Origin of the sequence: Allochromatium palmeri (genome assembly GCF_009720725.1) — a bacterium.
Lineage (GTDB): Bacteria > Pseudomonadota > Gammaproteobacteria > Chromatiales > Chromatiaceae > Thermochromatium > Thermochromatium palmeri.
In genome coordinates this window covers 31,419-55,896 of the sequence record NZ_WNKT01000003.1, presented here as the reverse complement: position 1 = coordinate 55,896, position 24,478 = coordinate 31,419, and the positions used below count along the sequence as shown (strand labels likewise).

General features: G+C 66.0%; 15 protein-coding genes. 2 read left to right on the top strand and 13 right to left on the bottom strand.

Annotated features, from left to right (window positions below; genetic code table 11):
• Positions 1 to 34 precede the first annotated feature (34 nt).
• From GJ668_RS02430 to GJ668_RS02385, 10 genes are read right to left on the bottom strand one after another with little or no spacing between them, the layout of a single operon-like run.
• Positions 35 to 3,109, bottom strand: coding sequence for an efflux RND transporter permease subunit (locus GJ668_RS02430; protein ID WP_155448527.1), 3,075 nt, complete (start codon positions 3,107 to 3,109; stop codon positions 35 to 37).
• Positions 3,106 to 4,239, bottom strand: a complete 1,134-nt coding sequence (locus GJ668_RS02425) for an efflux RND transporter periplasmic adaptor subunit (protein WP_246194598.1) — start codon at positions 4,237 to 4,239, stop codon at positions 3,106 to 3,108. The genes GJ668_RS02430 and GJ668_RS02425 overlap by 4 nt, the downstream gene beginning before the upstream one ends.
• A complete protein-coding gene (locus GJ668_RS02420) occupies positions 4,236 to 4,655 on the bottom strand; it encodes a hypothetical protein (protein WP_155448526.1) in 420 nt (139 codons plus the stop codon). Before GJ668_RS02420 ends, GJ668_RS02425 begins: the two co-directional genes overlap by 4 nt.
• The gene (locus tag GJ668_RS02415; RefSeq protein ID WP_155448525.1) at positions 4,656 to 5,219 is read right to left on the bottom strand and encodes a chemotaxis protein CheW; all 564 of its coding nucleotides are present in this window, start codon (positions 5,217 to 5,219) and stop codon (positions 4,656 to 4,658) included.
• The gene (locus tag GJ668_RS02410) at positions 5,216 to 6,904 is read right to left on the bottom strand and encodes a GGDEF domain-containing response regulator (protein WP_155448524.1); all 1,689 of its coding nucleotides are present in this window, start codon (positions 6,902 to 6,904) and stop codon (positions 5,216 to 5,218) included. The genes GJ668_RS02415 and GJ668_RS02410 overlap by 4 nt, the downstream gene beginning before the upstream one ends.
• Positions 6,905 to 6,942: 38 nt before the next feature.
• Positions 6,943 to 7,290: a response regulator gene (locus GJ668_RS02405; RefSeq protein ID WP_155448523.1), complete on the bottom strand. Its 348-nt coding sequence runs from the start codon at positions 7,288 to 7,290 to the stop codon at positions 6,943 to 6,945.
• 45 nt (positions 7,291 to 7,335) lie between these two features.
• Positions 7,336 to 9,528 (bottom strand): hybrid sensor histidine kinase/response regulator, encoded by a 2,193-nt coding sequence (locus GJ668_RS02400; RefSeq protein WP_155448522.1) that lies wholly within the window; start codon positions 9,526 to 9,528, stop codon positions 7,336 to 7,338.
• Between the two features lie 13 nt (positions 9,529 to 9,541).
• Positions 9,542 to 11,107 carry a CheR family methyltransferase gene (locus GJ668_RS02395; RefSeq protein WP_155448521.1) on the bottom strand — a complete coding sequence of 522 codons (1,566 nt, stop codon included), beginning with the start codon at positions 11,105 to 11,107 and terminating at the stop codon, positions 9,542 to 9,544.
• Entirely contained in the window at positions 11,104 to 12,168 is a 1,065-nt protein-coding gene (gene cheB / locus GJ668_RS02390; protein ID WP_155448520.1) for a chemotaxis-specific protein-glutamate methyltransferase CheB, read from the bottom strand. The genes GJ668_RS02395 and cheB overlap by 4 nt, the downstream gene beginning before the upstream one ends.
• Positions 12,165 to 14,129 carry a methyl-accepting chemotaxis protein gene (locus tag GJ668_RS02385; protein WP_155448519.1) on the bottom strand — a complete coding sequence of 655 codons (1,965 nt, stop codon included), beginning with the start codon at positions 14,127 to 14,129 and terminating at the stop codon, positions 12,165 to 12,167. The genes cheB and GJ668_RS02385 overlap by 4 nt, the downstream gene beginning before the upstream one ends.
• Positions 14,130 to 14,263: 134 nt before the next feature.
• Between GJ668_RS02385 and GJ668_RS02380 the strand changes: the two genes are divergently transcribed.
• Positions 14,264 to 14,638, top strand: coding sequence for an acyl-CoA thioesterase (locus GJ668_RS02380; protein ID WP_155448518.1), 375 nt, complete (start codon positions 14,264 to 14,266; stop codon positions 14,636 to 14,638).
• A gap of 15 nt (positions 14,639 to 14,653) precedes the next feature.
• On the opposite strand, the gene GJ668_RS02375 is transcribed toward GJ668_RS02380, so the two are convergent.
• The 3 genes from GJ668_RS02375 to GJ668_RS02365 all read right to left on the bottom strand — a co-directional run bounded on the left by GJ668_RS02375 (position 14,654) and on the right by GJ668_RS02365 (position 18,623).
• Entirely contained in the window at positions 14,654 to 15,106 is a 453-nt protein-coding gene (locus tag GJ668_RS02375) for an acyl-CoA thioesterase (protein WP_343032166.1), read from the bottom strand.
• Between the two features lies 1 nt (position 15,107).
• On the bottom strand, positions 15,108 to 17,807 hold the full coding sequence (locus GJ668_RS02370; protein WP_155448517.1) for a response regulator: 2,700 nt from the start codon (positions 17,805 to 17,807) through the stop codon (positions 15,108 to 15,110).
• Between the two features lie 219 nt (positions 17,808 to 18,026).
• Positions 18,027 to 18,623, bottom strand: coding sequence for a hypothetical protein (locus GJ668_RS02365; RefSeq protein WP_343032165.1), 597 nt, complete (start codon positions 18,621 to 18,623; stop codon positions 18,027 to 18,029).
• A 325-nt stretch (positions 18,624 to 18,948) separates the two neighbouring features.
• Here GJ668_RS02365 and GJ668_RS02360 point away from each other — a divergent pair, with 325 nt between their 5' ends.
• Complete coding sequence (locus tag GJ668_RS02360) at positions 18,949 to 24,477, top strand: alpha-2-macroglobulin family protein (protein WP_155448516.1); 5,529 nt, start codon at positions 18,949 to 18,951, stop codon at positions 24,475 to 24,477.
• Position 24,478: the final 1 nt, after the last annotated feature.

Here is a 24,478-nt window from a genome sequence, read left to right as displayed (position 1 = left end):
GGATGAGCACAAAAGCACGATTAGTAGATTGGTATCAGGACGCCACGTGTCGTTCATGTCGCCCCAAGAGTCCCCGCATCCGCTCGATCCCATCGTCGACCAGCGTATAGACCACCGGCACCACCAGCAGACTGAGAAAGGTTGAGGTGATGAGTCCGCCGATAACCACGACCGCCATGGGCGCGCGGAAACTCGGGTCGGTGCCGATGCCGAGCGCGATCGGCAACATGCCGGCGCCCATGGCGAGCGTGGTCATGATGATCGGGCGCGCGCGCTTGCGGCAGGCATCGAGCAGCGCCTCCCAGCGGTTCAGACCATGCTCGCGACGCGCCAGGATGATGTAGTCGACCAGCAGGATCGAGTTCTTGGTCGCGATGCCCATCAGCATGATGAGCCCGATCATCGACGGCATGGACAGCGCGCTGCCGGTCACGAACAGGGCGAGAAAGGCACCGGGGATCGACAGCACCAGCGCCGCCAGGATGGTCGCCGGCTGCACGAAGTCGCGAAACAGCAGCACCAGCACCGCATAGATGCAGAGCACCCCGGTCAGCATCGCCAGACCGAAGCTGGCGAACAGCTCGCCCATGATCTCGGCGTCACCGACGGCGGTCTGGAACACACCCGGCGGCAGTTGACGCAGACTCGGCAGGGCCAGCGCCTGCTTCTCGACCTCGCCCAGCGGCTGCTGGTTGAGTTCGATCTCGAAATTGACGTTGCGCAGCCGGTCGTAGCGGTCGATCTCAGCCGGGCCACTGTCGAGCGTCAAACTCGCGATGGCCCCAATCAGCACCGGGCCATCCCGTCCAGGCACGGCCAGTTGGCCCAACAGCGCGAGATCCTGGCGCGCCTCGGGCGGTAGCTTGACCACGATCGGCACCTGACGCTGGGACAGATTGAGCTTGGGCAGCGACTGGGCGTAATCGCCGCTGGTGGCGATGCGCAGGGTCTCGGCGATGGCCGCCGAGGTCACGCCCAGCTCGGCGGCGCGGGCGAAGTCGGGCCGCACCACCAGCTCGGGCCGCACCAGGCCGGCGGTGTTGGTGACACCGCCGATGCCGGGGATAGTGCGCAGTTCGCGCTCGACCCGGCGTGCGTGCTCGGCCAGCCGCTCGCCATCCTCGCTGGCCAGCACCAGGATGTATTTTTCGTTGGCCCCGGCCAGACCCACGGTGAACCGGATCCCTGGAATGACGGTCAGCGCCTCGCGCAGCTCGCGCTCGATGGCCTGCTTGCTCAGGCCCCGACGCGCGCGGCGCGGGGTGAGGCTGATGGTCAGGGTCGCCTTGCGAACCTGCTGCGCCCCGGTGCTCATGAAGGGATCGCTGCCGGCCGAGCCGCCGCCAATCGTGGTATAGACCAGCCGCACCTGCGGATGACGCGCGATCAGGACTCGCGCCTGCTCGGCCGCGTCCAGGGTCTGTTCGAGCGTGCTGCCGGGCGGCAATTCGAGATTGACCTGGGTCTGTGACATATCGTCCGGCGGCAGAAAGCCGGTCGGCAACAGCGGCACCAGGGCAAAGGCGCCGACGAAGAAGGCCGCCGCCCCCAGCAGCGTCAGCCAGCGGTGGCGCACGCAGACGCCGCTCAGCCGCACCACGAGGTCGAGCCAGCGCGGGCGATCGTGGAGCCGGCGCGGCGGGTGCAGCAGATAGGCCGCCATCATCGGCGTGAGCAGTCGTGCCACCACCAGCGAGACCAGCACCGCGATGGCCGCCGTCCAGCCGAACTGGACGAAGAATTTGCCCGCCACCCCGCTCATGAAGGCCGTCGGCAGGAACACCGCGATCAAAGTGAAGGTGGTGGCGACGACCGCCAGCCCGATCTCATCGGCCGCTTCCATCGCCGCCTGATAGGGCGTCTTGCCCTGACGCAGATGGCGCATGATGTTCTCGATCTCGACGATGGCATCGTCGACCAGGACGCCGATCACCAGCGACAGCGCCAGCAGGGTCACGGTGTTGAGCGTGAACCCGAGCAGATACATGGCGGCGAAGGTCGGCAGGATCGACAGCGGTAGCGCCGTGGCCGAGATCAGGGTCGCGCGCCAGTCGCGCAAAAAAGCCCAGACCACCAGCACTGCCAGCAGCGCGCCCTCCAGCAGCAGCGACATCGAACCCGTGAAGTTCTCCTCCACCGGATCGACGAAGTTGAAGGACTCGACGATCTCGATGTCCGGGCGCTCGGTCTGGAGCCGCGCCAGTTCGGCCCGCACGCCCTCGGCGACCTCGACCTCACCCGCGCCGCGACTGCGCACCACCTCGAAGCCAACCACCGGGCGTCCGTCGAGCAGGGCGGCCGAGCGGCGCTCGGCGACGGTGTCGGTCACGGTCGCGACCTGACCGAGCCGAATGCGTCGCCCGTCGGACAGGCTGATGTCCAGCTCGGCCAGCTCGGCGGCGGTCTGGACCGTGGCCAGGGTGCGCACCGATTGTTCGGCCCCGCCCAGATCGGCGCGTCCGCCCGAGTCCTCGCGCTGGATCAGGCGCAACTGACGCGAGATGTCGGCAGCCGTGACCCGCAGCGCCAGTAGCCGGTCCGGGTCCAGCTCGACCCGCACCTCGCGGTCCACCCCACCGACGCGGCTCACCGCCCCGACGCCCGGCACGCTGAGCAGACGCCGCGCCAGATCGTTGTCGACGAACCAGGACAGCGCCTCCTCGTCCAGACGTGGCGAGTCGACCGTGTAGCTCAGGATCGGCAGTCCGGTCAGATCGATCTTGGCGACGATCGGCTCTTCCAGATCGCCGGGCAGATCGGAGCGGATACGGGCGACCGCGTCGCGCACGTCGTCGACGGCCTCCTGGGTCGGTTTCTCCAGCCGGAACTCGGCGGTGATGGTCGCGGTGCCGTCCTGGACCTTGGTGTAGATGTGCTTGAGGCCCTGGAGCGTCGCGATGGCGTTCTCGATCTTACGCGCCACCTCGGTCTCCAGCAGGGCCGGCGCCGCGCCGGGCAGACTGGCGACCACGCGCACGCTCGGCAGATCGATGTCCATGAACTGCTGGACCTTCATCGCCATGAACGACAGCGTGCCCATGAAGGCGAGCAGGGTGAACAGCAGGATCGCCGGGATGGGGTTGCGGATCGACCAGGCGGAGACGTTCATTCGACGAGGCGTACCAGATCACCGTCGGCGAGGAAACCGACACCGCTGTCGACGACCTCCGCCGTGGCCTCCAGTCCGGTGGTGATCTCGACCCGATCGTCCAGACGTCGGTCGATCCCGACCTTGGTCTGAGCAACGGTGCCGTCCGGCTCCAGCCGGAATACATAGGCGAAGCCCTCGCGCATCAGCACCGCCGACTGGGGCAGGGTCAGGGCCGGAGACGCGCCAAGATCCAGCACGCCACGGACGAACATCCCGGCGCGCAACGGCCGGCCGGTCGTCTCTGTCGGCAGGTCGACATAGACCAGTCCGGTGAGCGTGCGTGGGTCGACGGTCGGGGCGATGCGCCGGATCTGGCCGTTCACCGGCGTTCCGTCGGGCGCGAGGACTTGGGCCGGTCCGCCCGGTTGCAGTCGGGCCAGTTCAGTCGCCGGCACCTCGGCGCGCCATTCCAGTCGATTGTCGCGGATGAGGCGCAGCAGCTCATCTCCGGCCTGGACGAGTGCGCCTTGCGTGGCGCTCAGTGACGCGACGATCCCGGCGACCGGCGCCAGCACCTGGGTGCGAGACAGCCGCAGTTCCTCGGCGCGGACCCGTGCATGGGCGGCGGTGAGCCGGGCCAGGGCGGTCTGTTCGGCGCTCAGGTACTGATCGGCCTGCTGGGCGCTGAGCGCCGGCGTGCCCCGCGACTGACGCGCGCGCCCGGCGTCGGCGCGAGCCTCGGCGAGCAGGGCCTCAGACTCGGCCACGGCGGCGCGGGCCTGTTCCAGGTCCGCCGTCACGCTGTCGCTGTCGATGCGGGCGAGCAATTGGCCGCGCTCGACCTGATCGCCGATCTCGACCGGCATCGCGACGAGCCGCTCGCCGCCGATCTCGGCACCGACCACGACCTCGCGCCAGGCGGCGAGATTGCCGGTGGCGGCGATCGTGCGCGGCCAGTCGCGGATCTCGGGACGGGTGGTGGTCACGGTCAGGGCGGGCTTGGTCGGTTTGGCCGAAGCCGACGACTCATCGGCCGGCTGGGCACCGACCGCCTGTCCGCTCAGACCGAATACTAGGGCCAGTCCCAGAAACCGGCCGAGCCATCCTGGATGTACGTTGTCGAGCGCGTGCATGTTGGTGTGGTTCAAGGCGGCAGGTGCCAGGCATCGATGAAAATCAGGAGTCTGTCTCCAGTCGGCTCTTCGATCCAGGCCAGAGCGCGGACCCCATTGGGCCGCAGACGCGCGGCCAGCAGGGGCGGCAGCGGCTGGATTGCGCGCGCCGCCAACTCGAAGTGAACGATGGGTTCGTCGACGCGTACCAGGCGCCGCCAGTCCGGATGGACGATTTCGAGCAGACGCTGGCGTGGCCGTTCGGGCACGGATACCTCGGGCAATTCGAGCAGCTCGGCGAGACTGGGCGCGGTGGTGTCGGCGCCGGTATCGCGCATGGCGCCGATCTTGGCCGCCTCCAGCGCCAGACACAAGCCGGCGCTCTCGCACCGAACCAACGCGATAGTCTCCAGCGCCGACGTTGGGGCGCGCTCGGATTCGATCGGACGCACTCAGCCCGCTCCGTTCAGATAATCCTGGAACAGCGCATCGAGATCCAGCAGGATTACGGTGCATGCGTCGAGCTGAAAGACACCGCACGCGACCCGGTGCAGCGGTTCGTTCAGCGTCTCGGGCACCGGCTGAATCCGATCCTCGACGATATCCAGCACATCGACCACGCGATCGACCCGCAGTCCACTGCGCATCGGCTCGCCGCCGACCGTCTGCGTGCCCTGGGCCAGCAGGATTGCGCCCTGACGACCGGGCGTGCCATGCGTGATCCCCAGGAGATCCCCCAGCCGGATGACCGAAGTGATATCGCCGCGCACGCTGATGACCCCTTCGAGCGCCGGCGGACAGCCAGGGACGACATGGATGGTCGACAGCGGCAGGATTTCGCTGACCTGACGCCCCGGCAAGGCCGCAAGCCGTTCGCCGATGTCGAAGATCACCAGCTTGACGCTGGGCGCATCGACGACGACGCAATCGGTGTCGTCGGTGCGGCGCCGCGCCAGGATTTCGTTCAGTGGATCCTGATTCGGGTGGTCCGGGCTGGAGTCCATCGCGTGGCTCATTGGGCGGTGTTCGGGTGGGCGATCAGGATGCAATTGCGTCCGGCATGCTTGGCGCGATAGAGCGCCGCATCGGCCGCTTCGATCAGCGCCGAGGGATCGCTGTATTCGGGGAAGGCGGCCAGTCCGCCGCTGAAGGTGCAGTGGAACTCACGCCCGTCGGCCAGGAAGTTCACGGACGCGAAGCTCTCGCGCAGAGCGTCCATGATGATCTTGGCCTGATCGACCTCCAGACCGGTCATGATGACGGCGAATTCCTCACCACCATAGCGCCCGACGATGTCGGATTCGCGCAGACGCAGCCTGAGCGTGCGTCCGAGCGCCATCAGCACCTGATCGCCGGTCGGGTGTCCGTGGGTGTCGTTGACGGCCTTGAAGTGGTCGACGTCGATCATGGCCAGACAGAGCTGACGCTGTGTGCGCTGACAGGAGGCCATGGCGACCTTGAGCAGCTGCAGAATGGTGTTGTGGTTGAAGAGTCCGGTGAGACTGTCGCGGATCATCAGCGAACGCAGCGTGCGCATGCGCTCGGCGCGTAGCTGGACCTCGGTCACCAGACGTTCCGGCTCGATCGGCTTGGTCAGGAACCCGTCGGCGCCGACCTCAAGCGCCTTGAACTGGCGCTGCGCATTGGTTTCGGACGAGACATAGATGATCGGCAGCCCCAGATAGCCGGGAATCTGACGCAGCACGCGCGCCAGCTCAGGCCCGGAGCATTTGGGCATGTAGAGATCCATCAACACCAGATCGGCATCGAAGTCTTCCAGGATGGCGGGTACGCGCGCGGGCTCGCTGGCGACCCGGGTCGTCATCCCGGCGGACTCCAGCACCATGGCATAGAACTGCGCCACGTCCGGATCGTCGTCGACGATCAGGATGTGATACGGCTCCGTTGCGCCGCGACTGGTGAGCTGATCGAGCAGTTCGGCCATCTCGACCGCCTTGACCGGTTTGCGGCAATAAGCGTGTCCGCCGGCCTTGACCGCACGCAGACGGGCCTGGAAGTCGTCGCGCATCGACATGAACAGACAGGGGATGGGCGGGTCCAGGTGCGTGTTCAGCTCGGCGATGGTCGTGGGTCCGGCGTCACGGCCTTCCGGAAACATGATGTCCATGACGATGGCGGCCGGCGGTCGGGCCTGCACCGCCTCGCACAGCGCCTCCAGTGCGACATAGGGTCGGACCTCGTAGCCGAAGCAACTGAGTTGGCTGGCCAGATCCTGGGCGAGCAGAGCGTCGTCGTCGCAAAGATAGATGAGACGGCGGTTGGCGTCTGTCGCCTCGCTGGAGTCGGCGCGCTGGCTTTGCAGGTTGAAGCACGGATGGCCGTCCTGCGCCATGGCCTGGTCGACGCTGAGTTCGAGTTCTTCGAGCGTTTGGACGTGGCGGCGCAGGTCAGCCAGCAGATGTGACGACAGATGCCGATCGCCGTCGAGCACCTCGCGCAGGGTCTGCTCGGCTTCCTTGGCAGAGGCATTGATGGCGTTGAAACCAAAGGAGGCGCCCGAACCCTTGAGCGTGTGGAAGATCAGATGGAGCTGCGTGAGCGGCTCGTCCTGGCGCTCGCTGGTCGTGAGGGCGGCCAGCAGCGTGCGCGCCTGACGCAAGCGATCCGGAAGCTGCTCGATAAAGGACGCGCGCAGACGCTGCTTACGCTCCTGGAAGGAGTTCTGGGGGCCGGCCGGCATGTCGATGGTGCCTCGTGTCTGCTCCAGTCGGATACGGTTCAGAGTTGGTCGAGCAGCGCCGACAGGTGCTGCTCCAGGGAACCGTCCTTGGCGAGACAGGCATAAAGTCCGGGTGCGCGCTCCAGCAGTGGCGCGGGGTCGTCTCCGGTCAGGAGCACGAATGGCTGCTCCAGACCGCGTTCGCGCAGTTCCTGGAACAACTCCAGTCCGTCGAGCAGCGGCATGTGCAGGTCCGAGACCACCAGTTCGAAACTGGCGTCCTCGCTGAGTCGCTCCAATGCCTCCAGGCCATGTTCGGCGAGGTGACAACTGTGCCCGGCTTCTTCGAGTACGGCCAGCGTCAGTTCGCCGGCCAGCGGATCATCGTCGACGATAAGTATGCGCATGAGAATTCTTCGACCTCCAAACCAGATCCAGGCACGAGCTGGGATCTAACCTAACAGATTCATGAGTGTATCGACCAGACTCGATTGATTGAAGTCGCCTTTGACGATATAGGCGTCGGCGCCGACCTGGATGCCGCGCTGCTTGTCCTCGGGTTTCTGGCGCGAGGTGACGATCACGATGGGTGTGGAACGATACTGCTCGTGTCCGCGCAGGCGCGTGGTCAGCGAGAACCCGTCCAGGCCCGGCATGTCGACGTCGGTGATCACGGCATCGAAGTGTCCGCCGCGTGCTTTCTGCCAGCCGTCGAGTCCGTCCTCGGCCAGGGTGACACGATAGCCGTGGGCCTCCAGGATCTCGCGCTCGATCTCGCGCGTGTTGAGCGAGTCGTCGACGACCAGCAGATGCTGGCCGCCCGAGGTCGGACGCTGGGTCGGGTGATCGGCGATCACGATGGAGCGCTCGCCGCGCAGTTGGCGCGCCAGCTCCAGCAGCGCCGGCGCCTGGAGCACGCTGACGAGGGCGTTATCGCCGGTCACGACCATGCCGGCCACCAGCCCGCTGGCGCGCATGTGTGCCGGCAGCGGCTTGATGACCATGTCGCGCTCATCGAGCAGCCGATCCACGATCAGCCCGAGCTTGCTCTGACCGGCCTGGACGACCACCACCAGCCAGCCGTGTTCCGCATCGGCCTGGGCAACGGTCTGCAGACGCGGCAGATCAGTCAGGCGCACCAGCGGCAGAAATTCGTTGCGCAGCACCATCGCCGGGCGGTCGCCGATCTGGATCGCCTGATCGCGAGGCAGGCGGATCAGCTCGACGATCTGGTGCGCGGTCAGCCCGAAGGCGCATCCGCCGGCCTCGAACAGCAGCACCCGCATCACGGCCAGCGAGATCGGGAGCTGGAGGCCGAAGCGAGTGCCGGCCCCGGCGCGACTGGTGATCGACAGGGAGCCGCGCAGATTCTCGACGATGGCGCGCTTGACCACGTCCAGTCCCACGCCGCGCCCCGAGATGTCGGTGATGATGGCGCTGGTGCTGAATCCGGGCTGGAGGATGAGCTCGGCGACCGCGTCCTCGTCCAGGGTCGGGGTGCGCGCCGGATCGATCAGCCCTTTTTGCAGCGCCTTGGCAAGGATGCGCTCGCGGTCCAGACCGCGTCCGTCGTCCTCGAGCTCAATGAGGACACCGACACCGTCCTGACGCGCGCTGAGCCGCAGGCGCCCCATCCGCGGTTTGCCGGCGGCCAGGCGTTGCTCCGGGGGTTCGAGTCCGTGATCGATGGCGTTGCGCAGCAGGTGTACCAGGGCATCGCTCAGATGGTCGATGAGCTGACGGTCCAGCTCGATCTCGCCGCCGCTGATCTCACACTGGACCTCCTTGCCAAGTTCGCGTCCTAGCTCGCGCGCCAGGGGCGCGATCGGATCGAAGACGATGGCCAGCGGCAGCAGACGCATCACCAGCGCGCGGTCGTTGAGATCGGTCGTCAGACGCTCCTGCTCCTGGATCAGATCGCGCAGCCCGAGCGTGAACTGATGCAGGGCCTCGGACTGTGCCGTCAGCCGCGCGTGTTCCAGCTCGGCTCCAGGTGTTGTCAGCGCGTTCAGACCGACATCCAGGGCGCGCACCTCCAGCAGCTTCTGACGCAGCTTGGCCTGATTGGAGACGACCTCGCCCATGAGCTTGATCAGCTCGTCGAGCTTGTCCATGCGCACCCGCACGCTGTCTGGAGTGCGTAGCACGGTCGGCGCTGTCGCTTCGGCAGTCGGTTCAGGCGGCGACAGGGGCGCGGGCGGATCGGCGCTCGCTGTCGGCGTGGAGGCTGGCGCTGCATCGGGTACGGGCCTCTCGCCCTGCGCCGCCGCGGCGAGCGCCGCACAGAGTGCGTCGTCGGCCGGCGGAAGCTGGCCCTCGGTCGCTTCCACCTGTTCGACCAGGGCGCCGAGGGCATCCAGGGCGCGCAGCAGGAGTGCCCCCAGCTCGGGGCTGGTTTGTATCCGCCCTTCGCGCAGTGTGCCCAGCACCTCTTCGAGCTGATGCGCGGTCTCGGCAATGCTCGTCAGCTTGAGCATCCGCGCCGAGCCCTTGATGGTGTGGGCGGCGCGAAACAGCTCGTTGATCGTCTCGGGGTCCAGGTTCGCGCCGCTTGCCAGGGGGGCCAGCCCCGAGGCGAGTCGACCCAGATGGTCGCGAGCCTCGCCGGTGAATCTGGGTAAGAATTTTTTGATGTCCAGGGCCATGGCGGATATCGGATCAGAGATTCGTCGTGAGTCGGTCCAGACGAATCTGACAGAGTTGCTGCAAGTCGCCCAGGGTCAGGGCCGGTGCGCCGATCAGGGCGACCTGAGGCGGAACGGGCGAGGCGTCGCGTTCGAGCTGGCGCAGGACGATCCGGTATTCGCGTTGTGCCAGTGGCGCCTGTCCGGTCTCGCGATAGACCTCAGCGAGCTGGAAATGCGCCGGCCAGGACTCGGGCTGGTGATAGATGGCACGGCGCAGATATTCGATGGACTCTGCTGAGCGGCCCTGACGCTGGGCGCCGCGTCCCAGCAGCAGGAGGGCTTCCAGGCTCCAGGGGTCGCGGTCGAGCACCTGCTGAGCCAGGGCCATCGCCGCCGTGATCTGATCCTGCTCGAACAACAGATGCGCTTTGAGCACCAGATCCTCGGGACGCGGTTCGGCGCGGTCGCACAGTGGCGCGAGCCGTTCGAGTGCGGCCTCGACTCGCTCGGACTGAGCCAGGGCGAGCGCCTCGTCATGGAGGGCGTCGGCGTCCAGCGGGACCAGAAGCGCGGGGCCGTCACGGCGAGGTGGGCGGGGCGTGGCCGCCGGAGTTCTTGGAGAAGATGGACGGACCGCTGAGTCAGTGCGACGGGTGTGGCGGACACCGGATCGGCTCGGGCGTGGCGGCGGTTCGCGTGTGGTCGTGACTGGAGTGCGTGTCGCGCCCGGCTCCCGTCCGGCCTGGTGGTTCGCGAGCAGACCCGGCGTGATCGGTGCCTGAGTTCCAGCCGGCGGTTCATTGACGAACAGAAACACGCCATGACGCTCGCGTAAGGTCAGCAGGCCGAAATCATTGGCCAGCGTCTCAGAGATGCCGACGAACAGATAGCCGCCGGGTGCCAGCAGCGTCTTGAGCTGTTCCTGCACGCGCTGTCGGGTCGGGGCATCGAAATAGATCGACACATTGCGAAAGAAGATCACGTCCTGACCCGCGAGATTCGACGGATACTCGGGAGCAAGCAGGTTGAATGGCTGGAAACGCACCTGCCGGCGCAGACACTCGTCGATGCGAAACGAGTTGGCATCGATGGGTGTGAAATAACGCTCCTGAAGCGACTGGCTCAGCGCGCGGAAGGAGAAGCGCCCATAGACGCCGGCGCGCGCGCGCTCCAGGACCGCGCGGTCGACGTCTCCAGCATTGACCTCAAAGAAACGCTCGGCGAGATCGCCATAGCGTTCACGCAGCGCCATCAGGATCGAATACGGCTCCTCGCCTGTCGAGCAGCCGACTGACAGCAGGCGCACCGGCGTGTCGGAAGTACGGCGTGCCAGCCGCTCGGGACACAGATGTTCGGTCAGCAGCTCCAGATGCTGGGACTCGCGGTAAAAATAGGTCTCGTTGATGGTGATGAGACTGGTGAGCGTATGCAGCTCGGTCTCGTCAGCGCGCAGCCGCGCCAGATAATCTGCGGGCGAGTGAGCGCCGACCGTGCTGATGCGCTTGACGAGCAGCTCGCGCCAGAGATCGTTGCCATAGGTGCCGGCATTGAGTCCGAGGTGCTCCTTGATGAAGTGCTGGATGGCGTCGAGATTCATGGCGTCTGACCCCCAAAGCGACACAGGGCACCGGCGATCTCGCTCAGCGGCAAAACCTGCTGGATGGCGCCGGCCAGCATGGCCTCGCGATTCATGCCGAAGATCAGCGAACTGGCCTCGTCCTGGGCCAGGGTCTGGCCGCCGCCGGCGCGGAGATCGAGCAGACCGCGCACTCCGTCGCGGCCCATGCCGGTCAGGATCACGCCCAGCGCCTGTCGACCGTAGCACGCGGCGGCTGAGGACAGCAGCCGGTCGCAGCTCGGATGATAGATGTCGCGTTCCTCCGGCTCGACATAGCCGAGGCGTCGGTCGGCGGTCAGGATCAGATGCCTGGCCGGATCGGCCAGATAGACATGCCCGGCTCGCGGTCGCTCGCCGGCCTGGGCGACCATGACCCGCAGTGGACAGAGGTCATTGAGCCAGCCGGCCATGGCTTCAGCGAAGCCCACCGAAAGATGCTGGGCGATCAGAACCGGGGCGGCGAGTGTCGCCGGTAGCTGGGGCAGCAGCGCCGCCAGCGCCTGGGGTCCGCCGGTGGAGGAGGCGATGACGATCAGGCGTGTCTCCTGACCGTCGGCGCGCTCGCTGACGGTCGGCGCGGTCGAGGTTGAGGGAGGTTCCAGCCCGGACGGTGCTATCAGCGCGGTGCCGCTCGACTGGCGTCGAATGTGCCGGATCACGGGCACGCCCGCGAGCATCCGCAGACGTCGCGCCAGCGCGCCGTCATCATCGAGCGTCGGCTTGGCGGTTGCTTCCAGCGCCCCGCGCGCTACCGCCGACATGGCATTGCGCGAATCGGCCAGATCCGAGAGCACCAGGATCGGCGTGGCGCGCGTGGCCATGATCTCCTCGATGGCGGTCAAACCGTCCATCTCGGGCATTTGCAGATCCAGGGTGATGATGTCTGGCTGGAGCGCGAGCGTGAGCTCCAGTGCCTCGCGCCCGTTAGCCGCCTCGCCGCAGACATGCAGACCGGAGGCGGGTTCGGATTCAAGCAGGGCGCGAATAAGCGCGCGGGCCGAGCCGCTGTCGTCGACCACCAGCACCCGGATTGGCTTCATGCATGGCTCCGCGCCGGTGTGTCGTCCGTGGGCTGATCCGGTTCGGCAGGCCGTTCATCGAGCACGAAGCGGTCGACCTGACTCTTGAGCGTGGCCGAGAGCTGGGTCATGCTCTGGGCCACCTGCGAGATGCGGCGCACCGATTCGGCGGTGTCGGAGCTGGCGGTCACGATTTCCTTGAGCGCCACCACCACCTGATTGCTGGCGGTGCGCTGCTGCTGGGTCGAGAGGCTGATCTGCTGGGCCGAGCTGGTCGTCTCGCTTGCGGTCTGTACCAGTTCATGCAGAAAGTCAGCGGTATGCGCCGAGGCGTCCAGGCCCTGTTCGATGCCGACCGAGCCTTTTTCGGACGTGATGACCAACCGGCTGATGGTCTCCTGGATCTCGCCGATCTTATGCGCGATCTCAGCGGTCGACTCGCTGACCGAGTCGGCCAGCCGGCGGATCTCGGCGGCGACCACGCCGAAGCGCTTGCCGGCCTCGCCGGCCGATGAGGCTTCGAGCGCAGCGTTGAAGGCGATCAGCTTGGTCTGGTCGGCCACGGTGTCGATGATCTCCATGATGCGCGTGATTTCCTTGGACTTGCCGCCCAGATCGACGATCTCCTTGAGCGAGACCTGATTGTCGTGACGGATCTCTTCCATCTTGTCGACCAGTTGGCGCATCGCGTCCTCGCCCTGGAGGCTGCCGTCATAGGTGCGGCGCGCGATCTCGACCACCGAGCCTGAATATTCGGCGATCTGCGCCGAGGACGAGGACAGTTCCTCCATGGTCGAGGTGATCTCGGCCACCGAGCTGGACATCTCACTGGAGGTGGCCGCCTGACCGTCGACGGCTTGCGCGATCTGGCGTGCGGCCTCGTAGACCGAGATGGCGTTGCGCTCAACCTCAGCGACCAGATCGCGCAGATGTTGGCGCATCCGGTCGGTCGCGCCCGCCAGCTCGGCCAGCTCGTCGCGTCCGCCCAGGGCGACTTCGCGCGCCAGATTACCGGCGGCCACGCGGTCGACGCCCTGGGTGAGGCGCTCGATGCGTCGGGCCAGCACGCGCGCCGAGACCAGGGCGAGCGCCAGACCGATCGCCAGCACCAGGGCGCCGAGCATCCAGGTTTGCCCGATCGCCCGTGCCCGGATCTGGCTGTAGACCTGACGATCCTTGGCGACCTCGATCACCCCGAGCGGTTGGCCGGCATAGTCCTGGATCGGCTCGGCATAGACGGCCATGTGAACGCCGCCGATCATCATTTGAGCATATTGGGGTGTGCCGGCGGCCGCCGCCGCGATGGTGGCTTCATCAAGTAGCGGGCGCTCGCCGGCTGTGCTGGCGAAGGTTTCGATCTGGCCGTTGCTGGTTAGATAAAGTGCCGCCTCGACTCCGTGACGCGCCTTAAAGCCCTCGAAGAAAGAGGGACCGAACGACATGCCGAATTCGACCGAACCGAGATGACGCCCCTGATCGAAGACAGGAACCATGCCACGTGCGCCCAGACCGGCCACGCCGGACTCCAGACCGCGATGGGGCGTGCGGCGGGTGTTGGTGTCGACGACCGAATGACGGAAGCTGGAAAGATCGTCGCCGTATTTCTCAATCTTATGCAGACGCAGGAAGGAGGTCGCTGGCGGGGTGTGGAACTGAAACTGAACCGCGCCATAGTGCTTGCTCAGAACCTCGTAGGGCGCGAGGAGCTGCTCGCTCAGCCAGGCGCGATCGCCGGCGGCGAAACGCTGCTGGACCTCCGGGATGTTGGCGACCAGGGCGCTCAGGGCTTCGGCGAGCCGGGTCTCGGCCTCGACGTCGAGTCGGATGCGCTCGGCATACTGGCGCAGCTCGGTGCGCTCCGCCTCCAGGGCCAGACTGTCCATGGCGCGCAGATTGAAGAAGGACAACACCGAGACGGCGAGCAGGATCGCGGTCCCGGCACCGATCATGTAGTTGACCCAGAGACGGAGGTTGGTGAACATCAATCGCTTCTCGTGCAGGCCGCGTCTGGCGCGGACGTTGAAACCGCGTTTCCGAGGGCCGGATGCTAGCCTAAGCCGAGCCGCTAAAGAAGACCGTTATCCAAAAGAAAAACTCAACAATGCCTGGAGCCATCATGGAGAGTTACACCGTCGTCCGTCCCGAGCATCTCAACCACTATGGTCATCTGTTCGGCGGCTGTCTGCTCAAATGGATCGACGAGATTGCCTGGATCGCCGCCAGCCGCGACAATCCGGGCTGTCGCTTCGTCACCATCGGCATGGACCGCGTCGAATTCCATCGCGGCGTCGAGCTAGGCACCGTGCTGCGCTTCGGGGCCGCCGAGAGCTGTCGGGGGCGCACCTCGCTGACCTATGGCGTGAGCGTCTACGCCGACGACCTGGAGACCGGGCGCGAGGTGCCGATCTTCTCGACCTGCATCACCTTCGTGCGGCTCGACGAGCAGGGGCGGAAGATTCCGCTGCCTACCGCCGAGCCATCCCTGGTCTGACGGCTGTCCGGCGCGTCATTCCGGCGGCTGGGTGTGGGCCATGACATGGTTTGCCAGCCCGGCGCGCAGTGCCTCGGGCAGCGACTCGCCGACCTGGGTCTCGTCGATGACCAGGACGTGAATGGTTTTGGCCGTCGCCATCTCTTCGCCGGCTTCGTTCAGAAAGCGATAGCCGATCGCAAACGAGCGCCGGCGCAGATCCTCGACCCGGACCTCGACCCGAATCCGGTCACCATGCCGCATCGGACGCCGGTAATCGGCCTCGGCATGGGTCAGGGGCAGCAGGATATCGCCGTCGCGAAGCATGGCATCGATCGGATAGCCGATGTGTTCCATGAAGGCTTCGAGCGCGTCCTGCGCGTGCCGGAACAGATGGGCGAAGAACAGCCGCCCGGCTGAATCTGTGTCATGCAACCGGATGCGGAGCGCGTATTGGAAGGGACTCGTCGGCAAGAAACGCTCGCTCACATCAGGAAACCGGCTCCGGCCGTGACAGCCAGTGCTGAATGACGGCCAGAAGCCGTTCCGGCTCGACCGGCTTGGTGAGAAAATCGTTCATGCCCGCCTCCAGACACTGGGCCTGGTTTTCAGCAAAAGCGTTGGCGGTCATGGCGACGATGGGGGGTTGGGGGACCGTCGGCAGTTGGCGAATCCGACGCGTGGCCTCCAGTCCATCCATGACGGGCATCTGCATGTCCATCAGGATGAGGTCATAGCGGTGTCGTTGCACGCCCTCCAGTGCCTCGGCCCCGTTCTCGGCGGTGTCGATGCAGAGTCCCAGGTCGGCGATGAGTTCCAGGGTGATCTCGCGGTTGATCGGTTCATCCTCGACGAGCAGGAGACGACGTCCTGTACAAATCCGGATCAGCGTGGTTCGATCCAGGGACGCCGGGGCAGGGACGGGGACGGTCCCGGTGGTGGTTGCAGTCCCCCGCCGCAAGCGCACAGTGAACCAGAAGGTACTGCCGACACCCAGGGTACTCTTGACCCCGACCTCACCGCCCATCAACTGAGCGAGTTGTTTGGTCAGCGCCAACCCGAGTCCGGTGCCGCCGTACTGACGGGTGATCGAGTTGTCCGCCTGCTCGAACTCGGTGAACAGACGGGGCAGATGCTCGGCGGCGATCCCGATGCCGGTGTCTTCGACCTCGAAGCGTCCCAGCACGCTGTCCCCCAGATCCGCTTCGGGGAAGGCACGCAGGGTGATAGAACCCGTCTCCGTGAACTTGATGGCATTGCCCGCATAGTTCAGCAGCGCCTGCTGGAGACGCGCGGCATCACCGAGCAGATCCGATGGCCAGGCCTTGAGCTGGACGCAGAGCTTCAAGCCCTTCTGCGTTACCCGATCGGAGAGCATGGCCACGAGATTGCGCATGATCGCCTCGACGCGCAGGGCTGATTCCTCCAGGGCCATTTTGCCATCCTCGATCTTGGAGAGATCCAGAATGGCGTTGATGAGATCGAGCAGATGGCGTCCCGCGACCTCGATCTTGTCCAGCCGCTCGGCTTGAGTGGGGAGAAGGGCTTGCTGGCGCATGAGATGCGCCATGCCAAGCACGGCATTGAGGGGGGTGCGGATCTCATGGCTCATGTTGGCGAGAAAGAGCGATTTAGCCTGGGAGGCCGCCTCGGCCTGATGGCGCAGTTCGATATCCATGATGGCGCCCAGCCTGGTTGCAGAGACCCGTTCCTCCGGTGTCCAGCGCCAACTGCGCAACCGCACCATCTGCTGCCAGGCAGCGAATGACTGGCGCGGACCGATGCGACCATCGGGTCCGATGTTGACCGCCTTATCCGGGTTGCCGGCCCAGATTACATGGCGCACCTGCTCGGCCCGAAACCACAGCAGCGCGAGATCCGGCGTGGACGCCAAGCGCAGGAACATCAGTCCGGCCGCCGTCTCCCCAAGGTCGAGCGTCTCGGGGAGATGGTCACTCAGACAGTCGGTGGCGAACAGCAGCGAGCTGTCGTCATCGTCGTGCCGGTGGAGGTCGGCAACCAGGCTGGAGATCCGTGCAGCCTCGGGCGTCGCGCCGGCCGTATACACCTGAGAACCGCTAATCAGGGCCACACCCTCGGCCCCGACCGCGCCGAGCAGGTCAGATTGATATTGACCTGTCAGCAAGGTCGGAAGCCGCACCCCCTGACGCATCGCCGCAATCAATCGTTCACGGCAGGTTTTCAATTGATGCTCATAGGAGCGACTGCGTCGCTCTTCGATAATCTGGATCTGTGTTTCCAGATCCTGCGCCATCCAGTCCATCACCCGGCGGATCTCTTCCGAGACCTGATAGGGAGAGCCGTGGTGGCACGCGATCAATCCCCACAACCGGTCATCGTGAAACAGGGACAGAGTCAGGGTGGCGCGTACTCCCATGTTCCGGAGGTATTCCACATGCACCGGAGAGACGCTGCGCAGCAGACTGCGTGAGAGGTCGAGTGGCTTGCCCGTGACGGGATTCGGCTCGGGCTCGATCGGTACGGGTGCATAGTCGATATCGACGATCGCACGGGTACGGTTGATCTGATAGAGCCGCCGTGCCTGAACTGGAATATCCGACGCCGGATAGTGCAGTCCCAGGTAAGGCTCCAGGTCAGGCTCACGGGCCTCGGCGACGACCTCGCCGTGCCAGTCCACTGGATCCAGGCGGTATAACATCACCCGATCGTAGCCGGTGAGTTCCCGCAGCAATGTCGCCGCACGTTGCAGTTTCACCTGCAGATCGCTTTGGGCGCGGACCCCGACGAGTCCGCGCACAGCCCGGGCGAGTATGTCGTCGGGGACAGCACGGGGCGCCGGCTCCAGCTCCAGGATCACCAGTGTGTCGGATTCGTGCACATAACCGGTGAAGGCGCGGCCATCCGGCGACGAGCGCCAGGCGAACGAAACGGGGGTGCTGGGCTGCTCGCGGTAAGTCGCCAATCCGGCTTGAGCTGCTGTCAGCAGCTCCGCGCCGAGCGCGCTGTCCAGCGTGCGTTCCAGCAGCGACTCCAGCGCGATTCCGAGCTGCTCGGCACAGTTGGATGTCGCCTGGACGATGCGCCAATGCGGTTCATGCATGGCGAGCAAGACGCCGTGCGGCTGAATCGCGCCCGCGAGATGGATGGACTCAGCCGCGCACTGATCGAGGTTGGGAAGATCAGATGAGATCCCCGGAGGCTCTGCCATAGCTGACTCATTGAATCGACTTGATTGGATTTCCGAAAAGCAAATCCTAAATGTTATTACGAGTCAAGGGCCACGCCGGAGCCATCGTTACTGCATCTGAGCGTGGATCTGGCGCTGAGGCGACTGGCTTGAGCCGGTTTGGGAAGACACATCCCTGTGTCTGGGCATTCCGTCAGGCGAATCCGAACCCGAATATCGCCCGGCGTGCCCGATCGCGCTTCAGGAAGAGCGCTTGGCGGCGACCGAGCCGCGGGTGCTCAGCATCAGGAAGGCCGCAACGAGGAAGGCGACGATCGCCAGCGCGATGACCATGGTCAAAGGCTTGTTGGCCGGATCGACGACCTTGAAGGGCTCGCCGAGTTTGACCAGGATGGCCGAATGGCCCGGATCGGCCAGCAGATAGCCGCAGAAGCCGAGGAAGGCGCCATAGAACACCATCTTGGTGTCCAGATAGAGGCCGACCAGCAGCGCGACCAGGGCGGTCATCATGATCAGGGTGACGGCGGCTTTCTGACCGCCGATGGCTGAGTCGATGCCCATCTTCTGGAGGATGGTCAGCACCCAGATGAAGGCGCCCCAGATGATGATCTGCTTGATGAGATAGAACAGACGCGAGTCACCACGCGCGTAAGCGTTGCCCCAGGCAGTGACCAGCGAGATGAGTCCGACCACCGGGACGAAGTAGCCCCAATAGGTCGCGATGTCGCTGGTGTTTTCGCGGGTGAGCGCGAAGAGCGCGACGGTGCCGGCATAGAGGATGATGAGCGGGAACAGGGCAAGCATCAACGAGCCTTGAGATTTTGCGGATTTTGTCACGACGAACCCTCCTGATGTTTGGGTTGCTGTGGTTGATGAACCGATAGCCTGTGTGAAACTGCGAGCGAGACCACCGAATCGGTCAAGCCTGCCGATAGTAACCTTAGTGAAACTGCGTGTTAAGCGTTGAACGCGAACTCATCGAGGGCGGATGCCTGGCTTTTGACGAAAAGTGTTCGCTGAAGCCAGGCGCAGTATGGCTGGAAACCGTGGCGCTCTGGGACTTCGAGCAGAAAGATACACTGAGCTTCTCCACGTCTGGCACCTGGCGTTAGACTGCGAGTCGATCCAGCTCCTCCGGTCCACCATCGATGGGGTCGCCGCCATGTCCGCTCCCGTGCCTGTCTCCGCCTTCGCGCGTTTTGCGTTCCTGCTCTGCCTGACCCTCATCTGGCCGCTTGCCACGACGCCGGCCGCCGAACGCGCCATCGAGCTCTCGCCCGGCGTGGATTATTTCGGTCGGGATTATGCGACCCTGAAATCCGTGACCCTGGACGACTGCCAGACCGCCTGTCTGAACGACAGCCGCTGCCGGGCCTTCACCTACAACACCAAGGCCGAATGGTGTTTCCTCAAGGAGAGCCACGAGGACGCGCGTCCCTTTGCGGGAGCGGTCTCCGGATATGTGGTCGAGCGGACCGGTCAGGTCGCGGGTACGGACGGGACGCCACCACGCCCGGCCTCATCCGCCGCGCGCCTGGCCGATCTCGGCTTTCTGCCGCCGCGCGAGCTGGCTGAAGCACGCCGGCTGTCGGCCAAGCTGGCGAGCGCACCTCCGCCAACGACCACGCTCGCAACCCTGACGGCCCAGGCGCGCACGGCGCTGCAATCCAACCAACCCGCCCAGGCCGCCGCGCTCCAGTCCCAGGCGCTGCGTCTGGCGCCCGACGACTCAGAACTCTGGACGGCGCTGGCCGAATCCTCGCTCGCGGCCGCTCAGAGTGGCGATTGGGACGCGCGCCAGCGTTATCGTCGGCAGGCGACCGCCGCCGCCATCAATGCTTATCCACAGGTCCGATCGGCTGACGAACGGGCCGCCACGCTGGCGCTCATCGCCCGCACCCTGGCCCAGCGCAACGAGTGGCGCGGCGCGATCCGCGCCAATCGGGCTTCGCTCGCCCTGGTCGATGCGGCCAATCTGCGCCAGATCCTCGACCAGCAGATCGCCGAGCATGGCTTCCGGGTCACGGGGCATGAGGTCGAGTCAGACGCCGCCAGTCCGCGCATCTGCATCCAGTTCAGCGACCCGCTCGATCTGCGCCGGCCCAATCTCACCGACTTCGTGCGCGTCGTCGCCCGCACCGACCTGCCGATCGAGGCGGAGTCCAAGCAGATCTGTATCGACGGCGTGCGCCACGGCGAGCGTTATCAGGTGCTGGTGCGTCCCGGACTGCCCGCCGACGATGGCGAGACGCTGAGCAAAGGCTCGGAACTCGACATCTATGTCCGCGACCGCGCGCCCATGGCTCGCTTCCTCGGACGCGCCTATGTGCTGCCCAAGGGCGGCGAGGCGGCGATTCCGGTGGTCTCGGTGAACACCGACACGCTGGAGGCCGAAGTTCATCGGCTCGGTGATCGCGTCCTGACCCAGGTGCTGGAGGAAGGTCTGCTGGAACAACAGCTCGGGCGCTGGAATCTGGAGCGCATCCAGGGGCAGACCGGCGAGTCGATCTGGAAAGGCACCATCGAGGTCAAGCCCGAACTCAACCGCGAGGTGACCACGGCGGTGCCGGTTGGCGCCCTGGTGTCCGAACTCAAACCCGGCATCCATGTCCTGACGGTGCGCCCACGCAATGCGCCTGATGATGGCGACTCGCTGGCGACTCAGTGGTTCCTGGTCTCGGATCTGGGTTTGACCACGCTGGCCGGTAACGACGGACTGCATGCCCTGGTGCGCTCGCTCTCCAGTGCCAAGCCACTCGGACGGGTCGACTTGCGGCTGGTGGCGGTCAACAACGAGATCCTGGGCCGCGCCGTGACGGATAACGAAGGCCATGCCCGCTTCGATCCCGGCCTGCTGCGCGGCACCGGCGGCAATGCCCCGGCGCTGCTGGTGGCTGAGTCGTCGGTCGGGGACTATGCCTTTCTCGATCTGACCCAATCGCCTTTCGATCTGAGCGACCGGGGCGTCGAGGGCCGGCCCCCGCCCAAGCCGCTCGATGTCTATCTGGTCAGCGAACGCGGCGCCTATCGACCGGGCGAGACCGTGCATCTCACGGCGCTGGTGCGTGACTCGCGCGCGCGGGCGGTGACGGATCTGCCGATCACGCTGATCGTCAAGCGCCCGGACGGCATGGAATATCTGCGCACCCTCACTCAGGATCAGGGGCAGGGCGGTCATGCCGCCGATGTCCAGCTCACCAAGACCGCGCCGCGCGGTACCTGGCGCGCGGCGGTCTATGCCGATCCCAAGGGGCCGGCGCTGGCCGAGCTGGCGTTTCTGGTCGAGGACTTTTTACCCGAGCGGCTGACCTTCGAGCTGGATTCCTCCAGTCCGACCATCGATCCGGTCGATCCGCCGTCGCTCACGCTCGATGCGCGCTTCCTCTATGGCGCACCGGCGGGCGGACTAGCGCTGGAAGGCGAGATCCAGTTGAAACCGACCGAGACCCTGGCGGCCTTCCCCGGCTATCGTTTCGGTCTGGCGAGCGAGGAACTCGAACCGCTCGGCGCGCCGCTGTCGAGCGGGCGCACGGATGCCGCCGGGCACGCCGAGGTGTTACTGGATCTGCCCGAGATCCCGCCGACCACCAAGCTGCTGGAGGCTGACATCCAGGTGCGGGTGCTGGAGGAGGGCGGACGGCCGGTCGAGCGCCAGCTCAAGCGTCCGGTCGCGTCCAAACAGACGCGGATCGGACTCAAGCCACTGTTCGAGGGTTCGGTGGAGGAGGGCGGTAATGCCCGGTTCGAGGCCATCGCCATCGATCCCGATGGTCGGCGCCAGTCGCTGTCCGGCGTGCGCTGGACCCTGGCGCGGCTCAAGACCAGCTTCCAGTGGTACGCCTCGGACGGCCACTGGAACTATGAGCCCATCACCACCACCGAGCGCGTGGCCGACGGCAGCCTGGATCTGGACGCGCTCGATGCCGGCCGGATCGAAGCCGCCGTCGACTGGGGCCGCTATCGGCTGACGCTCTCGACCCCGGATGGTGCGGTGCTGCCGGTAGACCTGGAATTCGAGGCCGGCTGGTACGTTCATCCCAAGACACAGGACACGCCCGATTTGCTCAAGGTCTCGCTCGACAAGCCCAGCTATCGGGTCGGTGAGACGGCGCGGGTGCGGCTCGAACCGCGTTTCGCCGGTCTGGCGCTGCTGATGGTGATCGATGACCGGCTGATCACAATGAAAGCGATCAAGGTGCCCGAAAACGGCGCGACCGTCGAACTGCCGGTGACCGCCGACTGGGGGCCGGGCGCCTATGTCACGGCCGCGCTCTATCGCCCGATGGATCTGGAGGCACGCCGGATGCCGGGCCGCGCGCTCGGTCTGACCTGGGCGGGCGTCGATCCGGGTGCGCGCAAGCTGGCGCTGGCGCTGCCCGAGACGCCCCAGCTCAGCGGCACGGTACGTCCGCGCCAGACGATTGAGATTCCGGTCCAGGTCGAGGGCGCCAAGGCCGGACAGGCGGTCTATGTCACGGTCTCGGCGGTCGATCTCGGGATTCTGAACCTCACACGCTATCAGCCGCCGGCGCCGGATGACTGGTATTTCGCCCAACGTCGGTTAGGGATGGAGATCCGCGATCTCTATGGCCGGCTCATCGACCGGATGCAGGGCGTGCCGGGTGTGGTGCGCACCGGCGGCGACGGACTGAGCCTGAATATCGAAGGTCCGCCGCCGACCGAGGAACTGCTCGCCTATTACTCGGGCATCATCAAACTCGACGCGCGCGGTCGCGCCAGTGTTTCGGTGGAGCTTCCCGACTTCAACGGCACGGTACGGGTCATGGCCATGGCCTGGAGCGCCGAGGGCGTGGGCCATGCGGTGCGCGATCTGGTGGTGCGCGATCCCATCGTGGTCACGCCGACGCTGCCGCGTTTCCTGGCGCCGGGCGACCGCTCGCGGCTGTTGCTGGGTCTGGACGCGGTCGAGGGGCCGGGCGGTGAGATCGGACTCTCGGTGGTCGCTGAAGGCGATCAGATACAGGTCGCGCCCGAGTCGGCCCGCTCCAGCTTGACCCTGGCCGAGGGCGAGCGGGCACGGACCAGCGTCGCGCTTCAGGCCGAGTCGGTCGGCGATGCGCGGTTGAACATCGATCTGCTGACCCCGGATGGGCAGACCCTGCGCAAGACGCTGCGCGTACCCGTGCGCTCCAACGCGCCGCGCACCAGTCGCACCGAGGTGGTGACGCTCCAGCCGGGCGCTGAACTGAGTCTGGACGCTGGACGGCTGGCCGACCGTGTGCCTGGAACCGGCTCGCTGCTGGTCTCGATCGGCGGCGCCGGGCGGCTGGATGTCGCCGGACTGCTGATGGCGCTCGACCGCTATCCCTATGGTTGTGCCGAGCAGCTCACCAGCCGCGCCCTGCCGCTGCTCTATCTCAACGCCGTCGCCGAGCGCGCCGGACTCGCGGGTGAAGGCGGGGCGAGCGAGCGGGTGCGCACGGCCATCGTCGAGATCCTGGCCAAGCAGGACAGCAGCGGCAGCTTCGGTCTCTGGGGCAACGACGGCGGCGGCGATACCTGGCTCGATGCCTATGTCACCGACTTCCTAACCCGTGCGCGCGAGAAGGGCTACGCGGTGCCGGACGCGCCCTTCCAGATGGCGCTCGACAATCTGCGCAATACGCTTAGCTACGCCCCGGACTTCAGCTCGGGCGGCGAGGACATCGCCTATGCGCTCTATGTGCTGGCCCGCAACGGCCGCGCCGCGATCGGCGATCTGCGCTATTACGCCGACACCAAGCTCGACGCCTTCGCCACCCCGCTGGCCGTGTCCCAGCTCGCCGCCGCGCTCGCCATCCAGGGCGACCGCCCGCGCGCCGATGGATTGTTCAGGAACGCGCTCGGCATGCTGGCTCGGAGCCACGACAATCAACGCTGGCGCTCGGACTACGGCTCAGTGTTGCGTGATGGCGCGGGACTGCTGACGCTGGCTGCCGAGAGCGAGTCGTCGGCGGTGAATCTCCAGTCGCTCGCGCAGCGGCTCCAGGCGCTGTGGGTGGGCGAGTCCTACACCAGCACCCAGGAACAGGCGTGGCTATTGCTCGCGGCCAACGCCCTGATGCAGTCGAGCGAACAGCCGAGCTTGAGTATCGATGGTGCAGCGCAGGCGGGTGTTTTCCATCGTCGCGTCGATGACACGCAACTGGCGGCACGCCCGCTGTCGATCATCAATCGCGGCGCGACTCCGGTCGAGGCGCTGGTGACAGTGAGCGGTGTACCGCGCGTGCCTGAACCGGCTGGCGGTCAGGGCTATCGCATCGAGCGCGCTTATTACGATCTGGAGGGACGGCGGGTTCAGTTGGCGGAGGTCGAGCAGGGTGAGCGTCTGATCGCCGTGCTCACAGTCAACGCGAGCGAGCCGCGTCAGGCGCGGCTGATCCTTAATGATCCGCTGCCGGCGGGGCTGGAGATCGACAACCCCAACCTGATCCGCGCCGGCGACATCTCAGGTATCCCCTGGCTGGGTCTGGAGAACGAAGCCAAGCATACCGAGTTCCGCGCCGATCGTTTCATCGCCGCCATCGACCGCGATGCCGACGACTCGGCCCAGTTCCAGCTCGCCTATCGGTTGCGCGCCGTCTCTCCGGGCGTCTTCGCGCATCCGGCCGCGACGGTGGAGGACATGTACCGGCCCAGTCTGCGCGCCTGGACCGAGACTGGTATGGTCGCAGTCAGTGAGCAAAGGTAAG

What these genes read in the sequence shown, in the direction of transcription:
- GJ668_RS02370 (WP_155448517.1), bottom strand. Translation starts at nt 17,807, where the DNA reads ATGGCAGAGCCTCCGGGGATCTCATCTGATCTTCCCAACCTCGATCAG.
- cheB (WP_155448520.1), bottom strand. Translation starts at nt 12,168, where the DNA reads ATGAAGCCAATCCGGGTGCTGGTGGTCGACGACAGCGGCTCGGCCCGC.
- GJ668_RS02405 (WP_155448523.1), bottom strand. Translation starts at nt 7,290, where the DNA reads ATGCGCATACTTATCGTCGACGATGATCCGCTGGCCGGCGAACTGACG.
- GJ668_RS02380 (WP_155448518.1), top strand. Translation starts at nt 14,264, where the DNA reads ATGGAGAGTTACACCGTCGTCCGTCCCGAGCATCTCAACCACTATGGT.
- GJ668_RS02395 (WP_155448521.1), bottom strand. Translation starts at nt 11,107, where the DNA reads ATGAATCTCGACGCCATCCAGCACTTCATCAAGGAGCACCTCGGACTC.
- GJ668_RS02360 (WP_155448516.1), top strand. Translation starts at nt 18,949, where the DNA reads ATGTCCGCTCCCGTGCCTGTCTCCGCCTTCGCGCGTTTTGCGTTCCTG.
- GJ668_RS02385 (WP_155448519.1), bottom strand. Translation starts at nt 14,129, where the DNA reads ATGTTCACCAACCTCCGTCTCTGGGTCAACTACATGATCGGTGCCGGG.
- GJ668_RS02410 (WP_155448524.1), bottom strand. Translation starts at nt 6,904, where the DNA reads ATGCCGGCCGGCCCCCAGAACTCCTTCCAGGAGCGTAAGCAGCGTCTG.
- GJ668_RS02430 (WP_155448527.1), bottom strand. Translation starts at nt 3,109, where the DNA reads ATGAACGTCTCCGCCTGGTCGATCCGCAACCCCATCCCGGCGATCCTG.
- GJ668_RS02415 (WP_155448525.1), bottom strand. Translation starts at nt 5,219, where the DNA reads ATGAGCCACGCGATGGACTCCAGCCCGGACCACCCGAATCAGGATCCA.
- GJ668_RS02400 (WP_155448522.1), bottom strand. Translation starts at nt 9,528, where the DNA reads ATGGCCCTGGACATCAAAAAATTCTTACCCAGATTCACCGGCGAGGCT.